The following is a 25,063-nucleotide window of genomic DNA, read 5'->3' as shown; positions in this document are numbered from 1 at the left end:
TTTTTTATTGCTGCAACAACCCCGCCGCGGCTTGCAGCGTCACGAGTGCGATGCGCAGGTTGGCGAGCGCCGCGACGAACTGCGTCTCCGCCTGCGTATTGCTCAGCTGCGCGTCGGCGAGTTCGATCGCCGTTCCCGCACCCGCCCGATAGCGGAGCTGCGTGACGCGCAGACTCTCTGCTGCAGAATCTTGCGCTGACTTCGCGGCCGCCACTTGCGACTGCGCGGCCCTGTAGTTGAGGAAAGCCTTGCGCGCCTCCAGGTCCACGGCGTTGCGCTGCTGCTGCAATTGCACTTTCGCCTTGTCGACGTTGGCTTGAGCCTCGACGACCTTTCCCTTGGTCAGCCCGCCGTCGAAGAGACGCCACGTCGCGGCCAGTGTTTCCGAGAGCTGGGGTTGCGGCACGTTTTGAAAATTGGGCTTCGAGCTTGCGTCTTGGACTTGCAGTGAGATGGTCGGCAGCGCCCCTGCCCGCGCGCTTTGCACGGCGTGCTCGGCGATCGAGACGGCGTCCTGGGCCGCAGCGACCTCCGGCCGCTTGACTTGCGCATCTTGCAAGACTTCGTCCATCGTGAAGGTCGGGGTCGGACCTTCAAGTGGTTCGGCCGGCGAGACCGTGCTGTTGAGGTTGATGTTCAGGAGGTTGGCGAGCACCGCGTTCGCGATCGCCACCGCGCTGTTGGCTTGCACGTCCTGCACCTGCGCGTTGGAGAGCACGACCTGCTGCTTGAGCACGTCGGCGCGCGCGGCGGTGCCTGCGTGAAATAGTTGATTCGATATGTCCAAGCTTTTTTGCGCGACGCTCACCGCCTCATCGGCGATCAGCGCGGTCCGCTGCGCCTGGACCAGCTGGAAGTACGCGCTGGTCGTGTCGCGCACGATGTTGCCTTTGACCGCCGACACCTCGCTCTCCGCAGCTGAAAGTCCGGCTGCAGCGCTGCCGATCGCCGCTTGCGTTGCGCCGCCGTTATAAAGCGCCCACTGCAGCGTGGCGTTCACATTGTTGAGGTCGGTGGCGGACAGTTGGATTGTTTGAAACGTTGTCGGCCCGGTCGGGATTTTGAACACGGCGGCGTTGGCCGTGTGAAAATAGGAATAGCCGGCGCTCAAACTCGGAAGCGCGCTGCCGCGTGCCTGGACGATGCGCCCGATCGCGATTTTCACGTCGGCGATGGCGCTCTTGAAGGTGAGATTGTTCGCGAGTGCGAGCTGCAGCGCGTCCGCCAGGGTCAGCGACACGCGGGGCGGCACCGCGCTATTGAGCGCCGGAACCGGAGTGGCGACTTGGGCGATTTTGGATGAGCCCGCGGCATCAGCCGCAGAAGTTTGCCAGGCAGTGACGGCGGACGCGAGACACAGCGCCGCAAGCAGCGATCTGACGCGCATGCGAACTCCTTCGAACGAGCGGTTTCTTAGGCTGCCGGTGCGGCTTGCGTGGTGTGTGCCGCTTGAGGCTGCAGCCGGAAGACGCGCGATAGGCCGGTTAGCTCCAAGATACGGCGGATGGGTTCCTTGGCCGCTTCAATGGTCACGTTGCCGCCGGCGTCGCGTGCCAAACGCAAGGTGGCGATGAGGGCCGCGAGGCCGGACGAGCTCAAGTCGCCGACGCCGTCGAGATCGATCGTGAGGTCGGTTCGGCCAGACTTCACGACGCGGGCTAGCTGTCGGCGTGCCTGTTTGCCGCCGGCCGAATCAAGATCCCCGGCGAGCGAAATGCGCGTAGAACCGGGCTGGGACGTTTCTTTGATTTTCAGTTGCAGGGCCATGAAAGAGCTCCAAAATGGGTGCTTTTAGGGGGAACTAGTTTCCCGCCTAATCGTTAACTACCTAATTATATACCCATTAACGCTATCCCTGCAAGCCCTTTAGGAACGGGGGTAGTACTTATTGCCTCGAAAGTGCGGCACTTTTGGGAACACCTCGATCTCGATCCAACGGTGCCCGCTACAGCGGCGCCGGGTGATACTGGGGTTGCACTAAGAGACCTGCGGTAATCCCGATCATGAGCGCACAGGCCAGAATCAGCAGAAAAATCGACCGATCAAACACCCACCAGTTTCTGGACAAACCTAGCACGGCGGAGAGAAAGATCACCGCTACCGCGCCTATTGCCAGATACCAGAACGCCAGGTACTCGGGCCAGTCAGCGGACGTGGGGTCGAATCGAACTTGCCGATACGTGCTAATTCCGACCGCTGATGCGAACCCACCGTAAATAATCGCAAACCACTGCATCGTTGATTTGATAGCTTCATTCATGGGCTCCGTCCTTCTCAAGAAAAAACCGCGCCCCTACTTATAGGTCTCCAAAATGCGGCACTTTTGGGAACACCCTCTAAGGGGTGAGGTGGCCGGTGCTTTCACCTTCGGGAATATAAAATCGAATTTTTTTCAAGAAGGCGTGACCGACTTGCGTTAAACTCTGGCCAGGCAGGTAGGCCTCGACACGCGATTTATTCCTGTTGGCGCCATATCTTGGATCGACCATAAAAGACGAAGGGTCGAGATTGGCGGCACGGATGACGTACACCATGGCGGCCGTCGAGTAGGACGACCCACTCCCTGATGCCCTTCTGCGAAAGCGAAGCAGACTGAGTGTCCACCTCCAAAATCGCGCTAACCACCACGGGTGCTGCACTTCAACAGAATCTGTTATCGGCGGGAGCGTCTCGAAGATGTTGATCATCCAGTGCCGATTCCGGATAATTGTGCCGTCATGGATGTCGGCGTTTCGCAATCCGATGATGGTAGCGATGTCTAGGTCGTCCTCTTTCGCAGTCCACCAGGCTGCGGCTGCCCCGCCTCGGCTCGCAGCATCTTTTCGTACGTACTCAGCCGCTGCCCGCGCGTTCGCTAAGAACGTGCTAAAATGGTACTCAAAATCGTCGTCCTGTTGAGCAGTCTGGGCAACCTCCATTTCAGCGATCGCCCGTTCGGCCAACGAGAGTTTCTTTTGAACTCTTGCTAAAGCCATGGCGGTGCTCAGCTGCTCTTGCCGATCGCCCGTTGCGACATCCTAAGGGGTGTATGCCCAAAAGTCCGATATAGCTTTAGCCTCAGCGGCAACGGCGAGTAATACTCGCGGCCTAGGACATCGAGGACGAACGCGGTGTTGAAGCGCTGGCCGGTCTTGTTTTTTTCTTCCATTTCAATGAGAGCATCATCATCTATTAGAATGTCGGTCGAATCACCTTCGGTTAGAAGTTTTGGCTGACCCTCCCAGGCCATGTATGAACCACCATCACGCCCCAACAGCAGTCCCGCCTTATCCATCTTGATTGGCCGTCGCCCATTGTTGATTACGGTGATATACGCCCAGCTCTTAGAAGGATCAAGTTTCACCATGTCTTTTTCGAGCGCGGCTAGATGCTCGGCCATCAGTTTCTGGATGTTCTCGGGAATTGAATCGCGCATTGCTTTGAATTTCTCATACCGCTCGGCAGTATTCACCGAACGTAGCCCTCTCACGAACCTAACCGCGAGACTGCCTCGGTCCCTTCGATAGTTGAGTATCGAGATGAGTAGGCCCAGAGGACCCGTGAGCGACCCGAAGATCGCCAAAGCTCCAACCCACCAAATACTGCTATTCATCTCGATGCCCTTTGCCCTTCAAAGAAACCCGAAGTGAGAACGTTTGGGAAGAGGTAGCCTATGTGGTAGATGCCTACAGTCTGGGAAACAGGTTATTGATCTTCTCCTCAGTAGTCATGACTTCTTCGACCTGCCGCTCCTCATTACGAGATAGAATGTAGTCATCGCTGCGGTTTCGTATTGCACTCGAAACGGCTTCCAAAAGGTCGCCTATGGAGTGTTGGTATCCTCGAAGTTGCTGATACCGACTTGTCCCTAGCTGCTTGAAACCTTCTGGGTGCTTGACACCGCTAGCGGCGAGTCTCATCGAGCGCTTGCGTACGCGTTCAATAATTGTGCGGGCTTCGCTTGCAGACATCATTTTGGTTCGAACCTCGACCAATCGTTGAGGAGACTCACTAGCGCAATAAAATCGGGTGGAACATGCGACCCTAGTTCTCTGTCGCTTGCTCTGTCGTTATAGGAAGACTTAGTCCGGCCAATCGAAGAATTAGAAGTACCACTGCATCGAGGTCTAGGTCTCTGTACTGAACGGCGTGTAAGATCGCGTGACCTACTTTGTCTCGCAGGCCCTCCGGTTTGCGGTCGAGCGTGTGCTTTGCGAACGCTATCAGATCTTCGCCGCATAGCGCTTGTATCTTCGGATGGTCGAGCAGTTCGAGTCCCGCCACATTTGCGATCGCCCGCCCGTGCCGATCATCTGCAGGACGAGTGTCCGGAACATCCAGCAAACGGGCGAGTTTACGAAGCATCGCCTCAACGCGCAAAGTTAAAGTGTCAAGAGTGGGAATCAACGAGTCACGGTGGACCTTATCGGTCTTAATCAAGAAGTAGAGCCTCAACCCGGCCATCAGCAGCCGCACAAGATCGTTCGGCATTGTTGCATCCCCGCCATAGGAGATGTTCTCCTCGCGACCGATCCACGATTCGGTTAGGAAGCGCTCCAAGTGATTGAGGTCGATGTCGCCATTTGGCACGAGCTCCTCGATGAAGACAGAGAATTTTAGGACTGAGTCAAACATCCAAGCAATATCATAGGTCTCAGCTAATGCAGGGTCCGAACCTTGAGCCCCCGACTCACCATGACTAACGATGCGCTCGCCAACTGAGTCGATTTGCGTAGCGAGCTTCCTAAAGGTGCCGATGCCTCGAGATTCCATGTCCGCCACCAGGTCTCGTACGGCCGAGACTCGCGGGATTAGCTCAGGGTCCGCCGCTAGCCAGTGGAGCACGCCGATTCCGCCCTTGTCGCGCACCATCGTACGAGCCAAACCTTGCATCGTGAGCACTTGCTCCGGCCAATCATCGGGCTGCCCGGAGAACACCGTATATCCAATCTTGGATCGCGCCTCGCGCATACGTTTGATAGTAATCTGACGTTGTGCGTCATTTCTTAGTAGTTGGTAAAGACGCATGAGCCGCGTGCCAACAATTTCTACAAGCATAGGATGCGCCCCAAGTTCGAGTCGATCTTCGAGCGCGGCCGCTTCGGCCTCGAGCCAGGGGACATGAGATTCCTGAATGCGATCAGCCAGCCGCCGGCCTATACGTGCGGCCTCCATAATCTCCTCATGGTAGCCTCCCCGTAGCTGCAATGGCAAATCGAGCGAGAAGCCGCGGAGGCGAATCATATCCTCTCGCATGAATCGGCGCGAATCCTCAACTGCGAGTTCGAGCAATTGAGACTTGACGCGGACAAACCACTCAGGGCCGTCGAGCAAAAAGGTAAGCGCTTCCTCCTTGAATCTGTCGAACACGCCGTGTCTTCGAGCCATGACCATTGCCACGGGGAACATGCGCTGAAGTGCGTGGAATGCGTCGAAATTATCGCGCGGTTCTTGTTGTCTGTAGTGATGAATAGCATCTAGGTATGCTTCGGCCGCAACGCGGCCGTCATCTTCCCGCCTCGTCAGGGCGGCAACAGCGTGCAGGTACCTCGCTTTGGCTCGAGGATTCGGGGTCTCGGCTGCACGCAACCGGAGGTACTGGATATCGCTTTGAAACAACGTTTCGGGAATCACACCAGATAGGCGGTCAATGCTTGCCTGATCGTCAAATATCAGGAACACGTTACCTTCGCAACGTACGACACTATCTAGAGCCTGATCTTGGGTATTTGAGGCTAACTGTTTGAGTTCTCCGAGCCTAAATGGGATTCTCGTTTCCTCCGTAATCGGCGTGGTATCAATCAGCGAACTCACGCGGGTGTCGGATTGCGGTGCGATTTGATTACCTGGCTTATTCATTTCACTGCCGCAGACTCCGAAGCAGTCTTCGAAGCCGAGCGTTTAGAGCACGTTTGCCACATAACACTTCCGTCAAACGCCCAGCATGCGTGCCTATTCGCTCCGCAAACTTGCGAAGCCCCTCTTTGCATGCCTGTTCTCGAGCGCTCATAGCAAGAACGAGGTCCTCGCTGGATTGTAGGTCGCATTCTTCAATAAACCGGCGTACTCGGTCAGACAATGCACCCGGGAGGGCTTGATCCCCGTTCACAATTCTTCGAATGGTGTAATCCGACTTTCCAACCGCTCTCGCAACAGCGCCGATCCCAAAGCGTCGGACAACCGATCGCAATAACTCGGCCGATCCGGCTGAGGAGAACTGCGCCGGTTCGTACCCGACAAAATGATCCTGGCGCGAATACCGAATCGTCTCCTTGCCGATAATATCGATTCTTGACGGCGCAACGCTCCGCCGCTCGGTTTCGCCCTGCGCCTCGTCGTGCGCGTTCGAGTTACTAGTGACGACCAGTGGTTACGGGAAGGCTACATATACGTTTGCCGACAACAAACCGCTTCAGGCAATAACCGGTAGTGAGTTGCTCTATTTGTTGAAAGAGCACAGGGGAGTCGATGCAAGAATAGAATTTCCAGATAATTGGACCGATCCTGTTGACGATAGCGCGACGGAAGAGGGCGTTGACCCGGTGCAGAGACTGAACGAACGCCCGGAAGGGGAGCCGTCTCGGCACGAGTGAGGAGTCTCGTTCATCCGAGGATTGTGTATTTGAGCGCGCTGCCGGTGCTGGATACTTACGACTACATTTTCACCGTTTCAGGCATTGCTCTAATCGTGTTCGGCACCTGGCTCCTCATAAACCCGAAGCCCTTCAATGAATACACTACGCGCATGTACGAAAACAGCCCGGTTTTTCAAAAGATCGGAGTCCTGAGAGAATACCTACGCTCCCCCTCAAGAGGGCGAGTGTATGGGGCAACCATGATGGCCGTTGGAATCTTGTTCCTTTGCTTTGAGTGGCTGTCTTTGCCAATGAAGCGCTAAGAAGAATCGATAAGGGATTGCGCTCCCTTGTACCTGGCTGAAAGTCTGCCTCGGCCGTAATCCCACGGCCGCGTCGCACACCAAAGACCGGACGTTTGGCACGGCGGCGGTTGCCTCGCTAGGGCACAGCACGGCTACGTCGAAGCCAGTATTTTATGGGGATCATCAATATCGAGGTGCTGCTCGACGTCATGAAAGGCAGCCGCGCTGCATTTGTGAGGCTGGCTGCGACGGCAGTTGCAATCGCTTTGATCATGTTGGCGGTCCTTTTCAGCACCACGCACCTCGCTTCGTTTCCCCTGATGTTCAGCGGGGAAGTCATCGCCGACTTTTTCCGGTACCTGCCTCGGACGATCGAGCTTATTGCCATTTCTTTCGTGGTTGCATCGATCGCGGGGCTCTTGTCCGCTCTTCCGCCCGCTCGAGCGGTGAAGCCGTTGATCACGAGCATCGCAGTGGGATTGCAATGCATTCCGTTCTTTTTGCTTGCCATCGTCGTGGGACTCGCGTTTGCCTTCTCCGGTATGCATCCAATTGCAGGGATGACCCGCCCCGGCTTTGCGGACAGCCTCTCGGGCTTGCTCGCGCCGGTCGGTGTCCTCGCAATGTTTCAGTTTCCGCTCATCCTGGAGCACTTCGACAAACGGCTTACGCTAGGGCCGAACCTCCGAGCAGCTGCCTCCTCAATTCTTGGTGGGCTTGCCCAGCAGTTCGCCAGAAATCTTCCCGATTTGCTAACCGCAACGATAATCACAGAAATCGTCCTCGGACGGCCAGGGGAGGGCAGACTATTCTGGCATTCACTTTCGACACCCGCCGGTTCAGAGGCCGCGGGGTTATTGTTGTTCATGGCGTTGTCAGTTCTTGTGACGCGCTTCTTGGCCGAGACGCTCACACGACATACTACGGCAGCAACGGACAGCCATGCCTAGGTGGATTGCGGTAGTCACGGCGTTGGCGATAGCTGCATTATTTTTCGCGCTTCTGGTCCTCGCGCAGATGCAATTTAACCCAAACGACATTGATCCGCACTGGACTGGAACGCCGCTGCCGCCATGCTTTTTGGATGCCAAGGCATGCTTTGGTCACGTGCTCGGCACGGATGAGGTCGGTCGGGATGTCCTGGCTCGATTAGGTCGCGGGGGAGAAATAAGTCTCGGACTCAGTCTCATCACGGTATTCTTCGAGATCGCGTTTGGCGCCGGTTTCGGCATCCTCTCACGTTACGGCGGAGCGGTTTTGAAGTTCACTATTCTTCGGGTAGCTGACGCTCTCTCATGCTTTCCGGCGTGGCCGTTTCTCATGCTCATAGTGATTCTCGCTACGCCTCCCGATCATGCTACGTTGAAGGCGATCTTCATCGCTGCGATCATCGCAATACTTCTCTCGCCCCAGATCCTGCGCCCCATAGCTATCGGCAACCTGCGTGATGTTGTCCACGCTGTCTCCGACCACGCTGCGCGGGACTTAACTCGCATCATCGTGCTCTTCGCGACGATCGACTTCTTCGGCTGGGGTGTGCAGCCGCCGACGCCCACGTGGGGTGCGATGCTGGCAGACTGGCCGGAGAACGTTATGCTTGCTTGGTGGTCTGTCGTGTTCCCCGCCGTCTGCCTATTCGGCGCGATACTCACGATTGAGATCATGAGGCGGCGATTGCTCCGATTCGTCGAGCCGACTAATGAGGCAGCGCCTATCTAGGCGGTCTGCGCCGCACGCTGAGAAGGTGGCCGACCACAGGTGTTATGACCCATTTAAGCGCTGGATCCGGACGTATTGGTGGCGACACGATGGCCGGGCGCTGACTGGAGACGGAGGCTGGCCAGATGGCCGCCACACTGCGGACGTTTGCGGCTGCCGCAGCGACCGGACGTTGCCGACCTGGCGTCAGCAAGGCGCTCGAATAGCCTTGAGTAGCGAAGAACGAATATTGCGTCGAGTTGTACTCGGGCCAAGGCATCGGCCAACGGGAATCGTTAGACATTACCGTGGCCTCCCACCCTCGCTTGGCGAGGGTGATCGAGTGTTGCTGCCGCCGCCGACATCTCTAGCCATCATGAAATATGACGACGACACAGGGTACTATCTTCTTTACTACGATTCGCGCGGAGAACGGCAGAACGACACATATCACGACTCGCTCGAGTTAGCCCTCAACCAGGCGTTTCTTGAATTCAAAGCCAGGCCCGAGGATTGGGAGGTTCTTGAATAACCTCCGTGCTTGCGTAGGGCCAACGGACGTTTCCCAGGCTTTGGAACCGTGGTGCAACTTGGTTGCACCACGCGTCGCACCTTGCATTAACCGGACGTTCGCACGGCTGCCACGTACCGCGAACAACGCACCGTAGCAGCCGGCAAGACAACCGTAGATAGCCAACAGACCGCGGCCAATCACCGCTTACGCCGGACGTTTACCACGACACGTCGCGCGGTGGAGATCCACATGGTCACCATGTCACCGGACGTTTGCCGGTCAATCGAGGCGTTTTCTCGCACGGGCCGAAGTCTGAAGCGGAGAGGTATCCATTCAATGACGAAAGAGATTTGCTCCGACCGTGGTCACGAGCGGAAGCCGTGGCACGAAAACGCCTCAACCAAGTGCATTAAGCTCGTGGACAAAGATAAGGAGACACCTGCCGGAGTTTTCAACCAGCAGGTTCAATGTGGTTGTCCAGCTTTCAAATGAAGAAGCGTTGACCCGACGTTCATGCCAGTACCCACCCAAGTTGATGCCTCCACAGCGGCGGAAAAGATAACCACCTTGGACCGGACGTTCCACCGTCTAACTACGCGGCTCCGCTACAACGGACAATGGCCGGTAGATAGACCGCAGAGTGAATTCCTGGCATACTTCGGACGTTTGCAATGGTTATTGGGGCAACCGTCGGATCGGCTAGGAACTCGATGCCGCGGACGTTCCGCGGCTGCCGGGGACTGCAAAGGCATACTCCACAGGCGCATTGCGCCAGAACCGGACGTTTGGCTGTGGTCCGACCTAGCGTGTCGCTAAGAAACCTAACTGCTGCCGCCTTGGTCGCGATTACATGTTCGTCCATGGGATGCGCGTCGCGATTCGCGCCCTCCCAAGTGGGAACCAGCCCTACGCGAGCTGATGCGCCGCTCTGCAACTCGACATATGACTCTCAAGCAGTCCTCCAGGTTGAGCTGTCTGATGCGCAGCGTGCATACGCTCCTTTTTACCCGATCGTGCCAAGCGTGTTTGATGGCTGGGACTTTCTGGATCTTTACGAGTACAAGTACCCCGGCGGTCACGTCAGCAATATTCTGATCGTGCGCGTCAACCGGCAGGAGTGGGATCGCGCTTACGACCACGGCGGCCAACAATTCGCGAATCAAATCGGCGCCGTTTGGTTTCGAATCTATCGCGAGCATCACACGAAGTGCGTGCCGGCGTTCACTATGGTCAAGATTTTCGATAGTGAGGGCGTCAAAGTTGCCGAATCGACGAAGTCGCCGGGGGACCGGACGTTCACCGCGGCGCCGACTCCCACGCCATTTGGACTGCCGCCTGCAACTCCAACTGGACAACCAGTAAGCGCCACGTGCCTTGGCGCGGTGAGAAGACACGTGTTCGAACTCACGCGTGCGACTGGGAGCTTCCCCGTGCGAACGCTGGACGGTTTCGGGACCCTCGTGTGGCTCCCGCCCGGTCCGCTCGAGATCGACATGCCTTCGTGTGACCCAAGCGCCTCCGTCGGCGCAAGTTTTGACTGGTACCATCACGAGAGACCGATCGACCTGTACGCTTCGAGCGGCTCGATACGACACTTGAGGCTGAAGTTGGACGGCGGCCGAGCGGTACTTTCCGCGTGGGATGCTGGGGGAAGACTCTTTCAGCTGACCCTTCCCGCACAACCCTCAGGCGTAGGACTCTTGCGGAATGGTAAGCGTCCGAGTTTTCAACTTGGGTATGACTTTGGCGAAGACGGACGAGCCGTGTTCATTGGTAAGAGGGGCTTGTCATTCGCTCCCGCCTTTGAAGGCGGACCTAGCCCACCTCCTTAGCCGCACCGGACGTTCCAACGGACTGGCGTCAGAACTTGTCCGTTTTGCCGCATCCCGCTATACCCCGCCCTTAGGAACGGGGGATAGTACTTAGCTAGCTTTGATGTTCAAGGTCGCATCTTCCAAGGCTCAGACCTGAATGAAAAGTGTGAGGCTTTCAAAGCGGATGATCCGATAACCGTCTATTACCTGCCAACCGAACCAAGTGTGAGTGTAACCGAGGACCCTCGCGGTCGCCTTACTAACGAGAATATTGCCATACTTCTAGCATCTATTTTGATCCCATTAGTCGCATCGTTAGCTATAATCGAGGTTTTAAGGACCTGGAAACGCTGACCGCAGATTTGGGTGTTCCCAATAGAAGAGAGTGAGATAGTATGATTAACAAGCAGATCTGGTTCATTACTGGAGCAGGCCGCGGTATGGGCGTCGACATCGCTAAGGCCGCCCTGGCCGCCGGCCACGCAGTCGTCGCCACCGGACGCAACTCCAAGCGGGTCAGCTCCGCGCTCGGAGTCCACGACGACCTCCTGGCCGTCAAGCTCGACGTCACCAGCCTCGACGACGCCAAGGACGCCGCGCGCGCCGCCGTCGACCGGTTCGGCCGGATCGACGTCCTCGTCAACAACGCGGGCAACTTCTACGCCGGGTTCTTCGAGGAGATCACACCGGCGGACTTCCGGTCACAGGTCGAGACCACCATGTTTGGCCCGATGAACGTCACCCGCGCGGTACTTCCTGTCATGCGCGCCCAGCGCTCAGGCCTCGTCATGGCGATCTCCTCGACCGCTGGCATCGTGGGCCAGGAGTTCTGCACCGCTTATGCCGCCTCGAAGTTCGGGGTGGAGGGTTGGATCGAATCGCTGGCCCCCGAGGTCGCGCCCTTTGGCATCCACACGATGCTCGTCGAGCCCGGCTTCTTCCGCACCGAGCTGCTCACGCCGGAATCGACGAACTACGCCAAGCCCTCGATCAACGACTACGCCGAGCGCACCAAGCAGACCGTCGCTGCCTGGAACAGCATGAATGGCAAGCAGGGAGGCGACCCCGCAAAGCTCGCCAACGCGCTGGTCCAGCTCGCAAGCCAGGGCCAGCCGCCTCTGCGCTTCGCGGCCGGCGCCGACGCCGTGTCGGCCGTTGAGAAGAAAGCAAACGATCTCCTTGCCCAGGTGGACGCCCACCGTGAGCTGTCCAGCAAACTCGCCCTCCATGACGCCTGAGTCACGTCTAGCCTGAGGGCGAAATCATGTGTTCCCAAAAGTGCCGCATTTCCGGGGGCATAAGTACTAACCGCCCCTTAAGTTTGGGGGGTATAGTAGAGGCCATCCGGTAGTGGTGCACTCCGGTCAGTGTCACCCTGGCGCCCGACCGAAGTTATTCCACTCACGGATAGTGCACGTCGAAAAACTCGAGCGGTTCACTTCCGTGGCCTGGTTGATGCCGCGTGCGGGATTGCGGCGCTACTGTTTGATCGTCCCTGGTGAAACGACCGACCTGGGAAACAAGCGAGCGCAGACGTGGTTTGAGTTGGCGGACTGCGTATTGGTGGCGAGGTTGCGCGCTCTCACGATGAAGCAATCGTTCACCGCCCACTGACCGCGCAAGAGCCCTACACCCCGCAAATTGTGCGCTGGATCGTAGAGCGGAGCGTAGCGGTCCTGCGTCGTGCCCGGCCGGCGGACGATCACGAACTGGTCGGCGGTAAGGCATTCGACATGACCGCAGGCTTGCGTCCACGCCCAGAGCAGGAAAGAACCCCCGCCCTCCACCGCCTTATAGCAAGGGAACTTCGCCGGCCCAAGATTGAGACATGCGTTCGGATCGGTGAAGAGCATCAAGTCGGTGGGCGCGGCGATGCCGACGTCGACAATCACGCGGGCTGCGCTTGCGACCGGCAAGGGTGATGGATACGCACCGGCGTTGGTTTGCATCAGCCCTATGGCGGTGCACACAACAAGCAGAAACGCCGTTCCAAGATAATTCATCCGTTTCATATCTCTTGCTCCATGGCGCGTCGCAATCTGATGCTGCATCAGACACCGTATATTGCGGCTTTTCCTCTTCCGCACCCTTGAGATGCCTCTGTTGCAAGAGGAGCCCGGCGGCTTAGCGGTCCACTTGAGCCATTTGGCGCTCACTGTAGCGCGGGCCGGCCACCTTCTCAGGCGATAGAGCAGCGTCGAGTGCGGCCATGTCTTCAGACGTCAGCGTCAGGGCTGCTGCGCCGACGTTCTCCTCCAAATAGCGTCGCCGCTTCGTTCCGGGAATGGGCACGACATCCGAACCCTTGTGCAGCAGCCACGCAAGTGCGATCTGCCCGGGGGTCACGCCCTTTCGCGATGCGAGCTCACGCACGGCCGCCGCGGCGCGCATGTTCGCGTCGAAATTCGCACCTTGGTAGCGCGGGTCGTTGCGGCGGAAATCGCCCTCTGGATAGTCCTCCGCACGCTTTACAGAACCCGCAAGAAAACCACGCCCGAGTGGCGCGAAGGGGACGAGGCCGATGCCGAGTTCACGCAAGAGTGGAATGATGCGCGGTTCGAGGTTGCGCTCCCACAGGGAGTATTCGCTCTGCAGCGCGGAGATGGAGTGCACGGCGTGTGCGCGCCGGATCGTCTTCTCACCCGCCTCCGATAGGCCAAGGAAACGCACCTTGCCCTCCCGCACGAGCTCGGCCATCGCACCTACCGTTTCCTCGATGGGAACTGCCGGGTCCACACGATGCTGATACAAGAGGTCGATGCGATCGGTGGCGAGCCGCCGGAGCGAACCGTCGACTGCCTCGCGCACGCGGTCGGGCCGGCTGTCCAGGCCGGTAATGCCTTCTTCGCCGAACCGGAAGCCGAACTTCGTCGCGATAACGACCTTGTCTCGCCGGCCCTGCAGCGCGCGAGCCAACAGTTCCTCGTTTGTATACGGTCCGTATGCTTCAGCCGTGTCGAAGAACGTCACACCAAGCTCGATCGCACGGTGAATCGTCGCGATAGATTCGAGCTCATCGCGCTCTTCCGGACTACCGTAGGACTGACTCATGCCCATACAGCCAAGACCGAGAGCGGACACAGTGAGACCTTGTGTACCAAGTGTGCGGGTGCTCAACATAGGTTGCTCCGTTTGTTACAGATTCCTAGTGGTGCAGCAAGCGGGCGAGCCAAGCGACCAACAACGTTAGCGCCGCGACGGCAAGACCGAGGATGATTTCCTGCCGCGGCGTTGCAGGCGCGACCGCCCCCGGCACGCCTTCCTCCGCATCATGTCGATCCAGGGCGACCCCTTGGCGCAACAACCACGAGTTGGCAGTCTGGATGCGCTCCGGTGTGGCGCGCTCGGATGCCCACGCAAGGATTTCGTCGTCGCTTGAGTGCTGGCCGACGGCGGTGGTGAACTCGCGCGGGCTGATGCCCCAGCGTTGCATCATCGCGCGATCCATTGGGCACGGATAGATGTAGCCGTCCTGCGTGCTGTTCTGCTTTGCGCGCGCCTTGTCGAAGACGCGGGCCAGCCACAAGAAATCGCCAAGAGCCTCTCGGCCCCGCCTTGGGAAGGTCTTTCCATCTCGAAAGTCAGTCGGCACTGCTGGTTTGCCCGCTGCTGTTGCTTGCAACGGGCAGTAATCGTCGCTCAGCGCGAGGATAGTCGCCGTCCGGGTGCTGCTCAACCCACGCTTTGGCCCGGGCCGCCAAGTACTCGAAGTTCTCAAAGACGTGTGGCCGGTTGGTTCGGCTGATTGCGATGACGTCCGCCAACAATGCCCAACATAGATTGACATTGTACCAATCGGTCTGCAGGTACGTGCGTTCATCGATGAGGCCGCTGCGCACGAAGGAGCCGATGTGGTTGTACATATCGCAGAGATAAAATTCGGGGTGCTTGCGCCGGTCTATCGGGATCTCCAGCAAACTAGCGCGAAAGTCATCATCTTTCATGCGCTCTGCTAGCTCGTGGCGGACGAAATTCAGCAGTTCGCGAACACTCGGATCCTGCAACATGCCGAATACCGTGATGAGGCCGCTGAGTTGATTGCCCGTGCGCAGATGGCGCAGTTGTGCCAGCGCAGCGATAGCAGATGCCGTGATGACGACGAACGTGCCAACTGCTGCAGCGGTGTTCCAGGCTTCTAGCGTCATGCTGGACAGGACATTTGGGCTGAGTGGGGCGGTCGCCCTCTCCTATGAAATGCGCCCCAAGACGTAGATCACCCAGGGGGCGATTGCGGTTTCACGCACCCATGCATACGCCTCGCCGCGATCCCCCAAGGGTCTGTATACCTTGATCGGCTTCAGACCCGAACGCTCGTACACCTCGCGGTAACCTTCGTCCGTCCAGAGGATATCTTCCACTGGTCGCCTGTCCTCGACATCGAGCATCACGATCCGAACTTTATCGCCGCATCGAGCGGCCCGGTTCTCAGGAAAGTCTTCAGTGGAGAACGACGTCCACTCGTTCACGTAGATCTCGGGGGACGACACCACACTCACGATTCTCCCGTCCAGGCTCAGTAAACGCCTCAGGCCTTGGAAGAGCGTGGTTTTCTTTTCGATCGTGGGGATGTTGTCGAAGGTGAATGCTGACAAAACCAAGTCATAGGCCTCGGCAGCTAGGCCGGTGAGGTCACCGTCCGAGACCAAACGATAATCCCCTTGTGGGTCGCGGTCGCGGGCTCGTGCGAGCATGGGCTCCGAGATGTCGACGCTTACCACATCAAAACCCAGCGCGCGCAAGAACCGCGTGGAACGACCGGCCCCGCACCCGAAGTCAATGGCCTTCCTGCCGTGGACGTGCTCGCTGATAATCGCGGGCAGGTCCCGGTACGCCAGGTAGTAGGTGCCGGGGAAGTCAAGCTTCGCGTAGGCTTCTGCACGCGCGCTATCATCGTAGACGTTAGAGAACTTGTTAGGTTCCATGTTTTCGGTAGCGACTCAAGAAACGCTGGCCCCTGACCTTTAGCCTACTTCGCTGTGCTCAAGGTGGCGGCGCCACGCGCACAGTAAGCGGGCGTCCATGCTGGTTCTTTTAGCAGCCGCGACGCTTCTCTTCTACCCCGGACCCGTGGTGGCGACGACCTTGCGCCTTGAAGTGTCGAAGGCTATGAGTGCGCCATCGCCCATGTGGGCGAGGTACAGCATCCCGTTGGAACGTCGTGCCGATCCTGGCTGGCGGGTAGCAGCAAAGAGACCCCGGTTTAGTAGGAGTCTCTTTAACTACGGATCTACGCGGACGTGCGTCTAGTTACCGTGGCCCCCGTTGCCGTTGCCTTGGTTGCCTTTGTCCTGCTTGCCGTGACCTTGGTTGCCCTTGCCCTGATGTTGCTTCCAATATTGCTTGCAATGACCTGGCGGCCAGCACGCGGGTCGGTAGCCTTGCGGGAAATACGCGGTCAGATGCGTTGGCGCGCAGCGCGTGCCATAGCCGTTGAACGTACACGGTTGCGACCCATTATTGCTCAAGTATGTGGTGACGTTCCCGCTGTTGGGGTACACGACGCGGCCGTCACCGTAGATGACGCCGCCGTCGCGCGTGTAGCCGACGACCGTATTGGCTTGCGCCACTTTGTGTTGGTAGTTGTTGTAAATGATGATGCCTGCCGCCACGGCGGCCGCGCCAAGAATGAGGTTACGCGTGACCGCGGCGCTATCGGCTCGCGTCTGCGACATCGTCCCGGCGAGCATCGAGAAAACCAAGGCTAATACGAGAAATGCCTTGTACACGCTGCGGGAGCGAACGAATGACAATGCCATGAGATTTCTCCTTGTGCCTTGATTCTACCCAATCCGGCACCGACTCACGCCAGCATTGATGCCTTCCTAGTTCTTCGTTGTGAGTACGACGCGGAAGCGTGCCTTACCGCTCATCATGCGATCGTACGCTTCCGCCGCGCGTTCTAGCGGAAACACCTCGTTCATGGACCGAATGCCCTTCAGCACGCTGAAAGCCATTGTATCCTGCGAGTCTATTGACGATCCGGATGGCCAGCCCGCGATCGCGCGACGTCCTCCGATCAATAAGAGTGGGGGTATTTCAAGCGGATCGGGTGCGGCACCGACGATGATAAGCTTTCCATTGATCCCTAGACCACCCAGCACTGCCGTCATGGCCTTCCCACTGGTGACGGTCGCCAGGATGACTTTCGCACCGCCGAGTTTGCGCAGTTCGGCCGCAACGTCGCGTGCCTGGCTATCGATGTAAAGCTGAGCGCCCAGTTTCTTGGCCAAGGGCTCCTTATCTGGGCCCCGAGCGATAGCGACGGTGTGAAAGCCCATGTTGGCGGCGAACTGTATGCCTAAATGGCCGAGTCCGCCAACGCCGAGAATCGCGACCACATCGCCTGCGCGTGCGCCGCTGTTCCGCAATGAGTTGTACGTGGTGACGCCGGCGCACATGAGCGGCGCCGCCTCTGCGGGGGTAAGCTCGTCAGGAATGAGTGCGAGCGCACCGGCTGGAGCTATGACGTGATCCGCGTAGCCGCCATCGTAAGAAATGCCCGGCACTTGGGCGGCCACTTGGCAGGTGACAAAGTCACCGCGCCGGCAAGAATCACAATGGCCGCAGTGACCGCCGTGCCACCCAACCCCGACGCGTTGGCCTGCGCTCCACCCGATGACGCCCGGGCCTATGGCATCGATGATGCCTGCGATCTCATGTCCGGGAACCCGCGGATACTGAATGCCCGGCCAGTGGCCCTCCTTGGTGAGCGAGTCGCTATGACAGATCCCGCAGGCTTGGACCTTGATTCGCACTTGCCCGACGTTCGGCTGCGGAACATCGCGCTCCACCAATTCAAAAGGTCCACCGGGTTGTGCGACCTGAAGCGCGCGCATCTTGGCCATACGGTCCTCCACTCTGAACTAGGTTCTGCGCCTACGGAAGCCTGCCGGGTGCGTCGTACTTCACGACAGTACCTTTACGGAAGAAAACCGTGTACCTGAAGGGCGCCACCTCATCATAGCGCCACATATCGAGCTTTTGTACCTGCCCGATTGTGCCGTAGACGGAAGGGTACCCGAACATCCACGCGATCATGTCTTTGCTCATTCCGATCTCGACGTGTCGGCTTTCAATGGCATCTATGGTGGCCCGGGACCAGTCCGGGTGCGCACGCGAAATGGGGACTAGGCTAAATGATCGTTCGAAGTCCCACGCGTCTGAAAGAACCCAGTACAGTACGGCGGTGTCGGGGACCGACTGCACAAACCCACCTTGCATCGTCAAAGCCGCAGGAGTCTGAAACCTGATAACGATCGGATCGAGAGCGACAAAACCGGAGGCCCGATCCAAGCCCGACGCTGCCCAGCTACCCGGCGATCCGATCGCAAGCTCGGGCGCGTATCCGCGCGCGCGATATAGCCCGGTGATCGTCAGAGCGTCGCCCGTTCCCGCCGAACCCCCCGAATTGACTCCGCTCACGTACGGGCCGCCATAGGCCCAGACTTGTTGACCCAGATATTTGACCCGCAGCTGTCTCACCGAGTTGTCGTCAACGAGCGGGTAAAGGCCGGGTATGCTTAGCGCATCCGCGTCGCGGGCAAGGTACAGCGGCGCATCGATGCCCTCCACATGGAACTGCATGCTCTCACGGTTGATCTGCTCGAGAGTCACGATTCGCCCGAGCACGCTTCCCGCCTGGATGTGAACACCACTAGTGTCGATAAAGGGAGCCGCTCGCAGACCGCTGCGGAACGCCGGAAGCGCGATGAATTGTTGACCCTGTACGAGTTCCGGTTTCCGATCCGGCGCAGGCGGTACGTAGACTGCAAGTCGGTTATAGCCGTAACGCTGATCCATGATGAGTGCTTGGCCATTCTCTCTAGTCACGAAACCAGCATCGTAGGTTGCTGCGATGCGATACATGCCTGCGACAAGACGAGTTGGATCCAGAATGAATCCGCTCCAGGACCTGGGGAGTGGGGGTTGCGGGTAGGGACCATACGGAGACGTGATGCACGAGTCAAAACGGAATCTCTCACCGCCGGCGACAGCGTGGCCCGCGTTATCTTCCAACGTGAGATGAGCACGGTTCGGATGAAGTTCGATCTGTGCTCCGGGCTCGCCATCAACCCGAATTCCAAATTGCACGCCCTGGGGGCCGGGAAGGACAAGCGCTCTAAACGGATACCTTATGTGCAGCTGATCAATGATCGCCTGTGTCTGCGGCTGCGCTGTGGGTGTCGTTCCCGTATGTAAGCAGGGCGGTGATGGCGCGGGCGCGTTACCTAACACACTGACCGCGGTGACTACGAGGGCCGCAAGACCGATCCAGGCGCGCTCAAGATGATAACGCACAAGTGCTGATCCTCAGAAGTCTCCTCACCACAGCGCGCCCTCGGCGACCAAAATGTACAGAATCGGTCCAAGCCCCCAGATGATGCTGACGACAAACCAGACGGCCTTCTTGAAAGTGGCCATCTCCTTGCGTGCGATCAAGTTGATCCACATCAGGATCATGGCAATCGGGTGCAGGAAGATCGACAGAAGTATTTCGAGCGCGAGCTTCATGGCGTGGTCAGCGCTACCGCTCCGAGGCGAAGGACGTGGTGGTCCACGAGGACGACTTGACCTTCCAGGCGCCGTTGATCCTGACAAGCACAATCGCAAACGTGCCGCTCTCGCTGCCCAGCTTACCGTTTATCGTAAAGGAAAACGTCGCCGGCACCGTTATCCACGCGCGATCGCCCTTGGCGTCCCAGAAGCGGACCGCATCGAACGTGACATGCACGCTCTTGAGACCGCCGGCGCGCAACCAGGCGCGTAGATCCGACGCGTACTGGCGGACCGCGTTCGGGCCGCTCCATTCATAGGGTGCGAACTCGTCGACGATAATAGGGTCAGATGTGTACGCGTTCGTCAACATCTCGACCGCGCCCGTTTCGCCGATCACAGCTGCATAGACGGGCGCCATCATCGCGCTGCTGGGATCTTTGGTTTGGGCCGCGACCGGCCGCAGCGAGGAAAGCGCGATGATCGCGCCGATCGCGAATAGCGACAGCGCACGCGCCATATACTTCATCATATTCCTCCCTCCGTGAAGAGCACGCGCGGGAGTTGGCGGCCTGACCGACCTCGCCCTGTTACGGGATCGTTTTTGGGAACAGCTCAGCTCCGCGGTTCTAGAGAACGCGGAGCTTTGCTATGCAGAGTGGTGTTTAGCGGAGTACCGCTACGTGTTGAACCACTTCCGACACCAGGACGGATCCCTTGCGCATCGATACATTCGTGCGCATGTTGTACGCGTAGAGAGCGCCGCCGACGAGTCCGGCCGCGCCGCCCAAGTTCGAATGGAACAGGGTCTTCCCGATGATGTTTCCGACGATCATGCCGCCGACCGCGGTCAATGCGACGTTGCTCGTGTTGTTATGGCGCTGGGTCGCTTGAGTCTGGAGCAATGTCGAGACGGCGCCTTGCTGTCCATTGGCCAAGTGGATTCGATCGAGGGCGAATTCCAGCGCGGCATTGCGTCCCTGGCCGGCGCGCACGACATTGGTGATGTGTCCGTCCAGCTGCGCGTTCGCGAAGGACGAGCCGCCGCTATTGGGATATGGCGACAGCACCGTTAGGGTGAATTTGTCTCCCTTGTTGGCGCTGCCGGAATCAATGGTTTGATTCATGCTGGCGGTGATCATGTTGCCGGGCCTCAGGACGACGACCTGAGCGGCGGATGCAACCAAAGGCAGTGCGACGCCGACGGCGATCGCGGCGAGTGTGATGGCTCGATAGATAGTCCTCATGGTTCTCCTCAAAGCGGCGATTAGGTTGATTCTTCTTCTCTTCTACCCACCTTCGCCGCGAGGCAATTCTGGGAATCGTCACCGTATGGGACGGCACGAGGCATGAAAGTGTGATACAATGTCACTACACAGCGACTCTAGGCATTTCCGAATCACTGCCCCCGGTACCGCCGCAAAGGCGCATCACTGTCGGGCAGTTTGTTTTTGGTGAACACCCGTGATATCGACTGTTGTCCAACTATCGTTAAGGAGTCTAAATGTTTGCTCGCATTGTCAAGATCAACCTGAAGCCCAACCGCGTCAACGAGTTCAACGAGACGTTCGAGAAGCAAATCCTTCCGCTGCTGCGCAAGGAAAAGGGTTTCCAGGATGACATCACATTCGCCGGTCCGAGCGGAACCGAAATGGTTTCCATCAGCCTGTGGGATCGCAAGGAAAGCGCTGAGACATATAACAGCGTGACCTATCCCGAAGTGCTGAAGTCCTTGTCGACCGTGCTTGAGGGTAGCCCGCAAGTCAAGACGTATGAGGTTGCCAACTCAACCTTCCACAAGATCCCCGTCCACGCGACGGTCTAACAACCCACACAGCGTTCCATCCTACGGAGCGGCCGGACTAACGTCCAGCCGCTCTATTTATTTTGGAGACAACCCTCTCTAGGGTGCGTGCCAGAGGCTGCTGCCGGTAGAGCTGTATATGGTCTCCCCGAACGTGCCGTCCTTGTAGTAGCCGAGGAAGACGCGATCGGTCTTGGTGGTGTCGCGCAAGCGCAGCTGCGGATTGTCGGCACTGCTCGATCCGAGATAGGCGCGCTCGACTCCGGATCGGTCGCTCAGCGACAGGCCGTACGAGCCGTCGGTGAAGCTGCCGACGTACGTCCGCTCGGTTCCCGACGCATCGAACAGCGAGAGCAGCGCGGCGCCCGAAGAGCTGAGGCCGAAACGAGCCCGAGTCTTGCCGTTGTGATCGCGAACGTCGATCATGGAGTCGCCGTTGGGCGTCAAGCCGATCGACATGCGCGACGTGCCGGTAGAATCTTCAAAGGCGATGTAGTCGCCAAAGATGTGAATGCTGTGCCCGCCGGGACCGCGGATGATCATGGGTCCGTTCGAGGTGGTGGCGGCGGCGGTGAATCCCAGCAGCGCGAAAACAGCGAAAGCTGCCAGCACCACGGATCGCAGGCGGGTGTTCGCGGTCTCCAGCCGTTCGATGCGGCCAAGCAGCGCGCCCAGTGTCGGTTCCATATAGCCTCCTTGTTTTGGTCAGTCGAAGTTCTGTTTGACCGTCCACTCGGTCTGGGGATAGACTTTTTCGAGCTCGTGCCAGCCGTGCAGCAAAGCGTTCGCCTCGCCGGTTTTCCGATAGCCCGTTACGGCTGAGAAGTACTGAGCCTCAGGCGCCGCAAATGCCGTTGGAAAACGTTTCAAGACATCGGCGTACAAGCTCTCGGCCTTCTCGAAGCGCTGAAGGCGCAACCATGCAAGCCCGAGGCCTGCGAGCAGCCGCGCAGCGAATTCTGCCGGCGGCAAATAGCCGTTCCAGTGATAGAGTTCGACGCCTGCACCATCGAGGATGCGCAGATCCGGCGTCCAGATATGGCGGAAGCGCTCGACGAAGGCCTTGTTCGCATCAAGCGAGTTGTCCACTTGCACGGGCACGCAGAACTCCGAAACGATGTCTTGCACGAAGGCTTGGGGATACGTCACGGTATCCAGCGCTTTGCAGCCGCCTCACGTGGGCTTGAAAAAATCCAGCAGGACCAGTTTCCCGGCTGTCTTCGCTTGAGCCACGGCGTCGTCAACGGACGCCAACCACCGAATCGCCATTGCTGCCTCCACAGGGGAAGGGGAGACCCAGCCTTCCCCGCGTAGGCTTCACAGACATGTCGGAGATACAGACTTTCTTGGGCCTGATCGCGGCGATCGCCGCGCTCGCTTGGCTCGCACAGCGGATCAAGGTGGAATATCCGATCCTGCTGGTGATGGGCGGCCTGATCCTGGGATTCATCCCGGGGTTGCCGCAAGTGGCTTTGCGCCCCGACGTCGTCTTCTTGCTCTTCCTGCCGCCGCTGCTCTACTACGAGGCTTACAACTCTTCGCTGCGCGATTTCCGCGCGAACCTTCGGCCCATCACCTTGTACGCGGTCTTTTTGGTCGTCGTCACGATCGCCGCGGTTGCGTGGACCGCGCACGCGCTCATCCCAGGCATGTCGTGGGGCGCCGCTGTGGTTCTCGGCGCGATCGTCGGACCCACCGATGAGACCGCCGCGATTGCCATCGCCTCTCGCCTTCACGTGCCGCGCAAGCTGATAACGCTGATCAAGGCCGAGAGCCTATTCAACGACGCCACGTCGCTGGTGATCTACGCGGTAGCGCTCACCGCCGTGGTCACCGGCATGTTCTCGCTCGCCATGGGCATCTGGCAGCTCTTCCTCGACGCCATTGGCGGCGTGGTGGTCGGACTCGCCGTCGGCTGGTTGCTGACCGTCATCCGGCGACGCGTCGAGGATCCGTTGATCCAGAACACGCTCTCGCTGCTGAGCGGCTACGCTGCGTACCTGCCCGCCGACGCCCTGCATCTCTCGGGCGTTCTTTCGGCGATCACGGCGGGCATCTACCTCGGCCGGCAAGGCTACACGTTCACGACCGCCGAGTCGCGCATCCAAAACGCCGGCATGCGCGAGATCACGCTGTTCTTGATCAACGGCATCTTGTTCATCCTCGTCGGATTGCAGCTGCATCCCATCCTCGCCGGTTTGTCCGGCGCCACAGCACCAGCGACGCTCATCTGGCGGGCGCTGGCCATCAGCTTCGTAGTCATCGTCGTGCGAATCACGTGGATCTTCGCGACCGTATATATTCCCCGTGCTTTCTCACTGAGGAACAACAAATGGAAAGCTTCCATGCCGTGGCAGCATGCTGCGGTCGTGTCGTGGACGGGGTTGCGCGGAGGCATCTCGCTGGCGGCTGCCTTGGCGGTCCCGCTCGTCATCGGATCGGGCGCGCCGTTCCCGCATCGCCCGCTCATCCTCTTCCTGACCTTCGCCGTCATCCTGGCGACGCTCGTCATCCAAGGTCTGACGCTGCCTGCGCTGATCCGCGTGCTCGGGGTGGCGAGCGACGGCAGCGCGGAGCGCGAAGAAACGCTCGCACGTCTCAAAGCGACGCGCGCGGCGTACGATCGTCTGAAGAACCTGGCGAAAGAGCCTTGGGCCGAGAAGGCTGTCGTCGACGACCTGCGCGGGCATCTCAAGGCGACGTATGCGCACCAGAGCGGCCGGCAGCAGCGCAGCTTGACTCCCGAGGACGAGTCACGCGCTTCCGCCGTCGCCAGGATTCGCCGGGAGCTCACTGCCGCCCAAAGCAGAGAAATCGTCCGTCTTCGTGACGAGGGCGCCATCAATGACGCCGTGATGCATAAGATCCAGCGCGAACTCGACCTCGAAGACCTGCGGAACGTCTCCTCCGCGGCTACCGCGACGGATTAGGCGACTGGGGTTTTCGGGCGTCCGGCGGAGCGATAGCGGGTGACGATCTCCCGCGGCAAGGGTTCCAGACCAGCAGCGCGACGCAGGACGTCCACGAAGTAGTTCGCCGCGCCCTCTGCCGAACGCGCGATGGCCGGATCGTATAAACGCCGTACCGGCTCGGACTCGCCATTTGAGTACTCGACGTCCCATAGCTGGTTCGCGCCCCAGGTGGCCACGACAACGGAGTCTTCGTAGCGCGCGCTTTTTCCGTCGGCGCCGCGCTTGGTTCCCAGCACGTCTTTCTGGATCGTATCGAAGAAGCTTTGGATAAACTCGTCGGGTTTCAAGACAGAACTCCTTTACTTTCAGTCTTGTACGCTTCGACACAGGCGAGCCCATTACCGCTACGAATACGGCCGATTGCGGGCCATTTTTCAACGAAACGAGCACGCTCCCTCAGGGGCGTGCTCGTGAGGTCAGTGGTAGCCAGACCTAGAGCTTCGCGTTGATCACCGCGTCCACACCGACGCCGTACACGCGCTTGAATCCGCCGGCGACGACGTTGAGGTTGTTGATGGGCACGATCGCGCGGACTTGCCACACGTTGTTGTTCCATCCGCCCGCGAACTCGCCCACCGCCTGCGTCTGCGCGATCGCATAGGCGGGGCCGGTGACTTGCGCCGCACCGATGTACGTCGAGGATCCGACGGTGAGGATCGGCACGACTTTGGTCTTGTCATGATTGGCGACTCCGTTGGACAGCATCAGGCTGTTGATGAAGCCGTTCAACGGTGTGGCGATCGCTTTGACCGCCAGCACGCCGGCCCCGCCGACCAGCACCTTGTTCAGGATCGAATCTGCTCGGACCGCCGCGAGCGACGAACCTGCAAGGAGCGCCACGAGCGCCGCCGCGGTCCACGTTTTCTTGAGATTCACGATGTTTCGATAGTCCTTTCCACCGCGCCGCGC

General features: G+C 59.0%; 28 protein-coding genes. 7 read left to right on the top strand and 21 right to left on the bottom strand.

What is annotated here, in order from left to right; genetic code table 11:
• Positions 1 to 4: 4 nt before the first annotated feature.
• The 6 genes from VN934_06515 to VN934_06490 form a co-directional block, all read right to left on the bottom strand.
• Positions 5 to 1,387: a TolC family protein gene (locus VN934_06515; protein ID HXM18449.1), complete on the bottom strand. Its 1,383-nt coding sequence runs from the start codon at positions 1,385 to 1,387 to the stop codon at positions 5 to 7.
• A gap of 26 nt (positions 1,388 to 1,413) precedes the next feature.
• Complete coding sequence (locus tag VN934_06510) at positions 1,414 to 1,767, bottom strand: STAS domain-containing protein (protein ID HXM18448.1); 354 nt, start codon at positions 1,765 to 1,767, stop codon at positions 1,414 to 1,416.
• A gap of 178 nt (positions 1,768 to 1,945) precedes the next feature.
• Positions 1,946 to 2,260: a hypothetical protein gene (locus tag VN934_06505; protein HXM18447.1), complete on the bottom strand. Its 315-nt coding sequence runs from the start codon at positions 2,258 to 2,260 to the stop codon at positions 1,946 to 1,948.
• 76 nt (positions 2,261 to 2,336) lie between these two features.
• Positions 2,337 to 2,975 (bottom strand): hypothetical protein, encoded by a 639-nt coding sequence (locus VN934_06500; protein HXM18446.1) that lies wholly within the window; start codon positions 2,973 to 2,975, stop codon positions 2,337 to 2,339.
• Between the two features lie 8 nt (positions 2,976 to 2,983).
• Entirely contained in the window at positions 2,984 to 3,451 is a 468-nt protein-coding gene (locus VN934_06495) for a hypothetical protein (GenBank protein HXM18445.1), read from the bottom strand.
• A 572-nt stretch (positions 3,452 to 4,023) separates the two neighbouring features.
• A complete protein-coding gene (locus tag VN934_06490; protein ID HXM18444.1) occupies positions 4,024 to 5,793 on the bottom strand; it encodes a hypothetical protein in 1,770 nt (589 codons plus the stop codon).
• Positions 5,794 to 6,601: 808 nt separating this feature from the next.
• Between VN934_06490 and VN934_06485 the strand changes: the two genes are divergently transcribed.
• The 5 genes from VN934_06485 to VN934_06465 all read left to right on the top strand — a co-directional run bounded on the left by VN934_06485 (position 6,602) and on the right by VN934_06465 (position 12,123).
• The gene (locus VN934_06485; protein ID HXM18443.1) at positions 6,602 to 6,877 is read left to right on the top strand and encodes a hypothetical protein; all 276 of its coding nucleotides are present in this window, start codon (positions 6,602 to 6,604) and stop codon (positions 6,875 to 6,877) included.
• A 155-nt stretch (positions 6,878 to 7,032) separates the two neighbouring features.
• Positions 7,033 to 7,809: a hypothetical protein gene (locus VN934_06480; protein HXM18442.1), complete on the top strand. Its 777-nt coding sequence runs from the start codon at positions 7,033 to 7,035 to the stop codon at positions 7,807 to 7,809.
• Positions 7,810 to 7,876: 67 nt separating this feature from the next.
• Entirely contained in the window at positions 7,877 to 8,578 is a 702-nt protein-coding gene (locus VN934_06475; GenBank protein HXM18441.1) for a hypothetical protein, read from the top strand.
• A 355-nt stretch (positions 8,579 to 8,933) separates the two neighbouring features.
• Positions 8,934 to 9,089 carry a hypothetical protein gene (locus tag VN934_06470; protein HXM18440.1) on the top strand — a complete coding sequence of 52 codons (156 nt, stop codon included), beginning with the start codon at positions 8,934 to 8,936 and terminating at the stop codon, positions 9,087 to 9,089.
• A 2,191-nt stretch (positions 9,090 to 11,280) separates the two neighbouring features.
• Positions 11,281 to 12,123 (top strand): SDR family NAD(P)-dependent oxidoreductase, encoded by an 843-nt coding sequence (locus VN934_06465; protein ID HXM18439.1) that lies wholly within the window; start codon positions 11,281 to 11,283, stop codon positions 12,121 to 12,123.
• Positions 12,124 to 12,363: 240 nt separating this feature from the next.
• Here VN934_06465 and VN934_06460 read toward each other — a convergent pair whose 3' ends face one another.
• From VN934_06460 to VN934_06410, 11 genes are all read right to left on the bottom strand, one after another.
• Entirely contained in the window at positions 12,364 to 12,897 is a 534-nt protein-coding gene (locus VN934_06460; GenBank protein ID HXM18438.1) for a hypothetical protein, read from the bottom strand.
• Positions 12,898 to 13,009: 112 nt separating this feature from the next.
• Positions 13,010 to 14,005 carry an aldo/keto reductase gene (locus VN934_06455; protein HXM18437.1) on the bottom strand — a complete coding sequence of 332 codons (996 nt, stop codon included), beginning with the start codon at positions 14,003 to 14,005 and terminating at the stop codon, positions 13,010 to 13,012.
• Between the two features lie 25 nt (positions 14,006 to 14,030).
• Positions 14,031 to 14,477: a DUF5069 domain-containing protein gene (locus VN934_06450; GenBank protein ID HXM18436.1), complete on the bottom strand. Its 447-nt coding sequence runs from the start codon at positions 14,475 to 14,477 to the stop codon at positions 14,031 to 14,033.
• Complete coding sequence (locus VN934_06445; GenBank protein ID HXM18435.1) at positions 14,467 to 15,030, bottom strand: hypothetical protein; 564 nt, start codon at positions 15,028 to 15,030, stop codon at positions 14,467 to 14,469. Before VN934_06445 ends, VN934_06450 begins: the two co-directional genes overlap by 11 nt.
• A gap of 42 nt (positions 15,031 to 15,072) precedes the next feature.
• Complete coding sequence (locus VN934_06440) at positions 15,073 to 15,807, bottom strand: class I SAM-dependent methyltransferase (GenBank protein HXM18434.1); 735 nt, start codon at positions 15,805 to 15,807, stop codon at positions 15,073 to 15,075.
• Between the two features lie 321 nt (positions 15,808 to 16,128).
• Entirely contained in the window at positions 16,129 to 16,641 is a 513-nt protein-coding gene (locus VN934_06435; protein ID HXM18433.1) for a hypothetical protein, read from the bottom strand.
• 66 nt (positions 16,642 to 16,707) lie between these two features.
• Complete coding sequence (locus VN934_06430; GenBank protein ID HXM18432.1) at positions 16,708 to 17,730, bottom strand: alcohol dehydrogenase; 1,023 nt, start codon at positions 17,728 to 17,730, stop codon at positions 16,708 to 16,710.
• A 31-nt stretch (positions 17,731 to 17,761) separates the two neighbouring features.
• The gene (locus tag VN934_06425; protein HXM18431.1) at positions 17,762 to 18,751 is read right to left on the bottom strand and encodes a hypothetical protein; all 990 of its coding nucleotides are present in this window, start codon (positions 18,749 to 18,751) and stop codon (positions 17,762 to 17,764) included.
• Positions 18,752 to 19,207: 456 nt separating this feature from the next.
• Positions 19,208 to 19,396, bottom strand: coding sequence for a hypothetical protein (locus VN934_06420; GenBank protein ID HXM18430.1), 189 nt, complete (start codon positions 19,394 to 19,396; stop codon positions 19,208 to 19,210).
• A 13-nt stretch (positions 19,397 to 19,409) separates the two neighbouring features.
• Positions 19,410 to 19,910: a nuclear transport factor 2 family protein gene (locus tag VN934_06415; protein ID HXM18429.1), complete on the bottom strand. Its 501-nt coding sequence runs from the start codon at positions 19,908 to 19,910 to the stop codon at positions 19,410 to 19,412.
• A 133-nt stretch (positions 19,911 to 20,043) separates the two neighbouring features.
• Positions 20,044 to 20,625: a hypothetical protein gene (locus tag VN934_06410; protein ID HXM18428.1), complete on the bottom strand. Its 582-nt coding sequence runs from the start codon at positions 20,623 to 20,625 to the stop codon at positions 20,044 to 20,046.
• A 257-nt stretch (positions 20,626 to 20,882) separates the two neighbouring features.
• Here VN934_06410 and VN934_06405 point away from each other — a divergent pair, with 257 nt between their 5' ends.
• Positions 20,883 to 21,203 carry a hypothetical protein gene (locus VN934_06405; GenBank protein ID HXM18427.1) on the top strand — a complete coding sequence of 107 codons (321 nt, stop codon included), beginning with the start codon at positions 20,883 to 20,885 and terminating at the stop codon, positions 21,201 to 21,203.
• A gap of 78 nt (positions 21,204 to 21,281) precedes the next feature.
• On the opposite strand, the gene VN934_06400 is transcribed toward VN934_06405, so the two are convergent.
• Together VN934_06400 and VN934_06395 are read right to left on the bottom strand one after the other, a co-directional pair.
• Positions 21,282 to 21,869: a hypothetical protein gene (locus tag VN934_06400; protein HXM18426.1), complete on the bottom strand. Its 588-nt coding sequence runs from the start codon at positions 21,867 to 21,869 to the stop codon at positions 21,282 to 21,284.
• A gap of 18 nt (positions 21,870 to 21,887) precedes the next feature.
• Positions 21,888 to 22,331, bottom strand: coding sequence for a hypothetical protein (locus tag VN934_06395; protein ID HXM18425.1), 444 nt, complete (start codon positions 22,329 to 22,331; stop codon positions 21,888 to 21,890).
• Positions 22,332 to 22,507: 176 nt separating this feature from the next.
• Between VN934_06395 and VN934_06390 the strand changes: the two genes are divergently transcribed.
• Positions 22,508 to 24,112, top strand: a complete 1,605-nt coding sequence (locus VN934_06390) for a Na+/H+ antiporter (GenBank protein HXM18424.1) — start codon at positions 22,508 to 22,510, stop codon at positions 24,110 to 24,112.
• On the opposite strand, the gene VN934_06385 is transcribed toward VN934_06390, so the two are convergent.
• A complete protein-coding gene (locus VN934_06385; protein HXM18423.1) occupies positions 24,109 to 24,441 on the bottom strand; it encodes a hypothetical protein in 333 nt (110 codons plus the stop codon). The genes VN934_06390 and VN934_06385 overlap by 4 nt on opposite strands.
• 145 nt (positions 24,442 to 24,586) lie before the next feature.
• Positions 24,587 to 25,030: a hypothetical protein gene (locus tag VN934_06380; protein ID HXM18422.1), complete on the bottom strand. Its 444-nt coding sequence runs from the start codon at positions 25,028 to 25,030 to the stop codon at positions 24,587 to 24,589.
• Positions 25,031 to 25,063: the final 33 nt, after the last annotated feature.

It is taken from the genome of Candidatus Tumulicola sp., from assembly GCA_035601835.1.
Lineage (GTDB): Bacteria > Vulcanimicrobiota > Vulcanimicrobiia > Eremiobacterales > Eremiobacteraceae > DATNNM01.
This window is presented reverse-complemented; position numbering and strand designations above follow the sequence as displayed.

Coding starts and splice junctions, on each gene's coding strand:
- VN934_06515 (HXM18449.1), bottom strand. CDS start 1,387: ATGCGCGTCAGATCGCTGCTTGCGGCGCTGTGTCTCGCGTCCGCCGTC.
- VN934_06445 (HXM18435.1), bottom strand. CDS start 15,030: ATGACGCTAGAAGCCTGGAACACCGCTGCAGCAGTTGGCACGTTCGTC.
- VN934_06480 (HXM18442.1), top strand. CDS start 7,033: ATGGGGATCATCAATATCGAGGTGCTGCTCGACGTCATGAAAGGCAGC.
- VN934_06420 (HXM18430.1), bottom strand. CDS start 19,396: ATGAAGCTCGCGCTCGAAATACTTCTGTCGATCTTCCTGCACCCGATT.
- VN934_06430 (HXM18432.1), bottom strand. CDS start 17,730: ATGGCCAAGATGCGCGCGCTTCAGGTCGCACAACCCGGTGGACCTTTT.
- VN934_06390 (HXM18424.1), top strand. CDS start 22,508: ATGTCGGAGATACAGACTTTCTTGGGCCTGATCGCGGCGATCGCCGCG.
- VN934_06440 (HXM18434.1), bottom strand. CDS start 15,807: ATGGAACCTAACAAGTTCTCTAACGTCTACGATGATAGCGCGCGTGCA.
- VN934_06425 (HXM18431.1), bottom strand. CDS start 18,751: ATGTATCGCATCGCAGCAACCTACGATGCTGGTTTCGTGACTAGAGAG.
- VN934_06505 (HXM18447.1), bottom strand. CDS start 2,260: ATGAATGAAGCTATCAAATCAACGATGCAGTGGTTTGCGATTATTTAC.
- VN934_06475 (HXM18441.1), top strand. CDS start 7,877: ATGCAATTTAACCCAAACGACATTGATCCGCACTGGACTGGAACGCCG.
- VN934_06465 (HXM18439.1), top strand. CDS start 11,281: ATGATTAACAAGCAGATCTGGTTCATTACTGGAGCAGGCCGCGGTATG.
- VN934_06455 (HXM18437.1), bottom strand. CDS start 14,005: ATGTTGAGCACCCGCACACTTGGTACACAAGGTCTCACTGTGTCCGCT.
- VN934_06415 (HXM18429.1), bottom strand. CDS start 19,910: ATGATGAAGTATATGGCGCGTGCGCTGTCGCTATTCGCGATCGGCGCG.
- VN934_06460 (HXM18438.1), bottom strand. CDS start 12,897: ATGAAACGGATGAATTATCTTGGAACGGCGTTTCTGCTTGTTGTGTGC.
- VN934_06500 (HXM18446.1), bottom strand. CDS start 2,975: ATGGCTTTAGCAAGAGTTCAAAAGAAACTCTCGTTGGCCGAACGGGCG.
- VN934_06435 (HXM18433.1), bottom strand. CDS start 16,641: ATGGCATTGTCATTCGTTCGCTCCCGCAGCGTGTACAAGGCATTTCTC.
- VN934_06405 (HXM18427.1), top strand. CDS start 20,883: ATGTTTGCTCGCATTGTCAAGATCAACCTGAAGCCCAACCGCGTCAAC.
- VN934_06510 (HXM18448.1), bottom strand. CDS start 1,767: ATGGCCCTGCAACTGAAAATCAAAGAAACGTCCCAGCCCGGTTCTACG.
- VN934_06400 (HXM18426.1), bottom strand. CDS start 21,869: ATGGAACCGACACTGGGCGCGCTGCTTGGCCGCATCGAACGGCTGGAG.
- VN934_06470 (HXM18440.1), top strand. CDS start 8,934: ATGAAATATGACGACGACACAGGGTACTATCTTCTTTACTACGATTCG.
- VN934_06410 (HXM18428.1), bottom strand. CDS start 20,625: ATGAGGACTATCTATCGAGCCATCACACTCGCCGCGATCGCCGTCGGC.